This is a genomic window from Pseudofrankia coriaricola (genome assembly GCF_001854805.1).
GTDB lineage: Bacteria > Actinomycetota > Actinomycetes > Frankiales > Frankiaceae > Pseudofrankia.
Genome location: NZ_MBLO01000103.1, coordinates 1 through 3517 on the forward strand (window position 1 = coordinate 1; position 3517 = coordinate 3517).

The following is a 3517-nucleotide window of genomic DNA, read 5'->3' on the forward strand; positions in this document are numbered from 1 at the left end:
GCCCCGGGCTGGTCGCCGAGCTACGCGAGACCGGGGTGCCGTTCGTGCTGGCCCTCAAACCGCACCAGGAACTGTCCCGCCCCGACGAGGACACCGAGCTGCGCACCCCGGCGCAGGCCGCCCGCGCACGGGTCTGGACCAGCCCCGCCCGGCCCGGCCAGTGGACACCGGTGAGGCGCACCTACCGCGACGGGCACACCGAGACCTGGTGGGCCACCGACTGCCGGGCCGGCCCCTACCGSATCGGCGGGCCGRTSCGGCTGGTCGTGGCCACCACCGACCCGGCCACCCTGCCGACCACCAGCACCTGGTACCTGGCCACCACCCTGCCCCGCCCCGACCTGCCCACCACCCCGGCGCCGGCGTTCCCACCCGCCACCCACGACGAGATCGTCTACCTGTACGGGCTGCGCGGCTGGGTCGAACAGGACTACAAGCAGGTCAAGCACGAACTGGGCTGGGCCGACTTCCAGGTCCGCTCCGCCACCGCGATCGCCCGCCACTGGACCCTGGTCAACTGCGCGTTCAGCCTGTGCTGGCACGACACCACCCCCGCCGAGCCACCCACACCCGCCCCACCCGACGACGGGCGGACAACCCGCACCACGCCGCCGTGCTGGCCCGTCAGCCTCCGACAGGTCCGCGCCYSCCTGACCCCCCTGTGCCTCCTGCTACGCATCTGGCAGGCCTGGACCACCRCCCCGATGCCCCGCCCRCTCCGCGAACTGACCGGCACCCTGCTGGCCGGACACCGACTCTGCCTCTACCTACCCCCGTAGATCACCGATCACGAATTGCCGATCACAACAAACCACCGCCAGTTACCCAGCCGAGCCGCCAGCCTGCTACCGGGCCTCCTGGCAGCTACCCGGACCGGACTTCCACCGGCAAGCGACGACGAGCTTACGCCAGCGAGATCAGCCGCTCACACGGCGTCACCTCCCACTGTCTGCTGGGCGCACGAAAGATCGAGGCTAGTCCTCGGACTTGGCTTGTCCTCGCGCTTCGTCGGCAATGAGCTCCTTCACGAGCCGGCGCAGCCGCAGGCCGGATTTGTCGGAGCGTACGCTGAACTCGCGCAACGGACCCGGATGGGTGAGCGCTACTTGTTCGACGGCCTCCAGCGCATCCTTGTCCTGGTTGAAGGTAAAGAGCGCCATCTGCCAGAACCGCTCGTCGAACTCGCTGTCGTCCACGCGCCAATCGCGCGCTGCCGCGAAGAAGTAATGACTCGTTCGCTCCGTCTCGGGAGTGAACGCGTGCAGGACGGCCCCGTGGTACTCGTGCCCGTCGCCAGCCGGGCTGCGCAACGTGGTCGTCGCGATGTGCAGGGCTGGCGTCGGAACCCTGCTCTCATTACGTCGATCAACGAGTGAACCCGGCTCTACCCCCATCGCTGCGGCGTTCGGCGCTGCCGGTGCCGAGCGCAGGTCACGGACCTCAACCAGCACGCCGTCTTCGATACTGAGGCTCGGCCGTACTCTCGTCCATTCTTGGGTGGCTAGCCCCCCGGGGTGCAGATAGTCGAAATGGCTGAGATCGAGGACGTTCTCGTGGCCGCGCAGGTAGTTGGCAGCCATCGGCAGATACGCCTCGTCCATACGCCAGTCGGGGTTGGTCAGCCACGGGTAGGCAGGGATCTCGGTGGGGTCGGCATCGTCGCCGTCGCCTGTCCACACCCAGACCCACGGCGCCCGCTCGATGACGGCGTAGGTCCGCACGGCAACGCGGGTGGACACCTCCGGCTGGGATGGAACTTCGGCGCATGACCCGTCGTGGTTGAACAACAGCCCGTGGTAGCCGCACCTGACTTGGTCGCCCTCCCTGCGGCCTTTCGACAGGGGCAGCCAGCGGTGTGGGCACATGTCGTCGATGGCGACGACGGCTCCCTCATTGGTTCGGTACAACACCATTGGCCGGTCGGCGATCCGCCGGGCGAGGAGGTCGCTTCCCACCTCCGCGGAACGCGCCGCCACCCACCACATCCGACTCGGGAACGTCGGCGCCCCGCCAAGGGGCAGAGTTTCCGGGCGAGCAACGACGCTCATGGCATCTCCTTCATTCGGAGGAATCGGCCCTGCGGGGCAAAGTCGCCGATTTCCGGTATATTATCGTTTCTGACGGCAAGATTCGAGTGTGCCGCTCCTACATGTCACTGTCAAGAGCCGGGTCCCCAGGCGACGGGCCGTCGAGGCGACGCGGTCGTGGGTCGCGGCGGCGTTGGCTCGGCGAGCGCCTCGACAGCGGCGGCGCGGACCGGCTCCGCCACGATGTGTGCCCCAAGAGGGATGCCTTGTGCCCAGCGTGCCGCCACTCGGCCTACAAGGTCTCGGTGAGCCGGCAGCTGTTGGGCAGGCTGGTGGGAGTCGACGGCGCTGATGCCCGCCTCGCGCGACGTCACCCGCCGTCGTCGACCCCGACGGCCCAGACATACCGCTGATGATCTCTCAGATTCAGGACGTCACCGAGCAGGTGGCCGCCGAGTTCCGCCTGGGGCTGGTACTCGAGAACGCGCCGGTGTCGATCGTCCTGGCCGACGCCGAGGGCCGCGTCCTCTACCGGACCGACACCGCGAACCCGCAAGCCGCACAGACGATGCCCGTCAAGGACGGGGACAGCATCGACAAGATCCTCCAGGGGCACCCGCGGCTGCAGGCGATGGTGCGCCGCTCCCGCGCAGGCGAGCACATCCACGAAATCCACTCGATGGACGACCGCTCCTTCGATCTGCACCTGTTCCCTGTCGTCTACGGGTCGGCCCTCTGCGTCGCGGTCCTCTCCACCGAGGTCACGGCGCGTGAACGGGCGTTGGAGCAGGTTCGCCAGCGCTCAGCGGAACAGGCCATCCTGGCCGACCTCGCCCCGCGGGCGTTGGAGAGCCTCGAGCCCGACGTACTGTGGCGGCGCGTGGGGAGGTCGTCCTCGCCGAACACCTGGACGCCGCGGTCCGCATCCGGCGCTCCGACCACACGGCCGACGCTGGCACGGACGGTGACACGGACGCCGATCGGTTCGGATGCCGACATCCTCCCGATCGCCGACCGCATCCTGGAGCGGCTGGTCGCGCCGACGACTACCGACGGTCACGGAGGGTCGGAATCGGCCAGTGTCGGAATCGCGCTGTCCGACCCGAGCATGCCCGACGGTGACGAGCTCCTGCGAGCGGCGGACATTGAGCCATTCCCAGCAACGACCTGTGACGTTCGGTGACTGTTACGGGGTGTGAGTATCCCTGGGGCTGTGACAACGAGGGCGCGGGGCTCCGATAGGAAGGTTGCTCCGACCAAAGATCAACCCCAGGGAACCCCGCGCCTCGATGAGTTTCACATACACCGCCGAGTTGCCCCTCGGCGATCACACCGTCTTCCGCCTGGCGGGTCTTCTCGTCGCGGAGCGTCAACGCCGTGGCACCCGCGACGGCACCCGCACGCTGTCCGCGCTGGAACAGGCCGTCATGGTCCTGCGCTGGTTCTGTGACGGCCTCAGGGCCAGACAGCTCTTCGGGGATCATGGAGTG

3 protein-coding genes and 1 pseudogene are annotated in these 3517 nt (G+C 68.5%); 3 read left to right on the forward strand and 1 reads right to left on the reverse strand.

Features of this window, described 5'->3' with window-relative positions; translation table 11 throughout:
• A partial coding sequence (locus BCD48_RS51295; protein ID WP_491677140.1) for a transposase family protein occupies positions 1-779 on the forward strand: 779 nt, incomplete at its 5' end.
• A gap of 195 nt (positions 780-974) precedes the next feature.
• Here the strand turns inward: BCD48_RS51295 and BCD48_RS16055 are convergent.
• The gene (locus BCD48_RS16055) at positions 975-2048 is read right to left on the reverse strand and encodes a Rieske 2Fe-2S domain-containing protein (RefSeq protein ID WP_083418725.1); all 1074 of its coding nucleotides are present in this window, start codon (positions 2046-2048) and stop codon (positions 975-977) included.
• Positions 2049-2439: 391 nt separating this feature from the next.
• Between BCD48_RS16055 and BCD48_RS16060 the strand changes: the two genes are divergently transcribed.
• Both BCD48_RS16060 and BCD48_RS16065 read left to right on the forward strand, forming a co-directional pair.
• Positions 2440-3210: a hypothetical protein gene (locus tag BCD48_RS16060; RefSeq protein WP_071049213.1), complete on the forward strand. Its 771-nt coding sequence runs from the start codon at positions 2440-2442 to the stop codon at positions 3208-3210.
• A gap of 106 nt (positions 3211-3316) precedes the next feature.
• A pseudogene (locus BCD48_RS16065) lies at positions 3317-3517 on the forward strand (IS5/IS1182 family transposase); the annotation flags it as partial.

Bases quoted from the DNA above. Each gene is read 5' to 3' on its own strand.
- BCD48_RS16060 (WP_071049213.1), top strand. From the start codon at position 2,440: ATGATCTCTCAGATTCAGGACGTCACCGAGCAGGTGGCCGCCGAGTTC.
- BCD48_RS16055 (WP_083418725.1), bottom strand. From the start codon at position 2,048: ATGAGCGTCGTTGCTCGCCCGGAAACTCTGCCCCTTGGCGGGGCGCCG.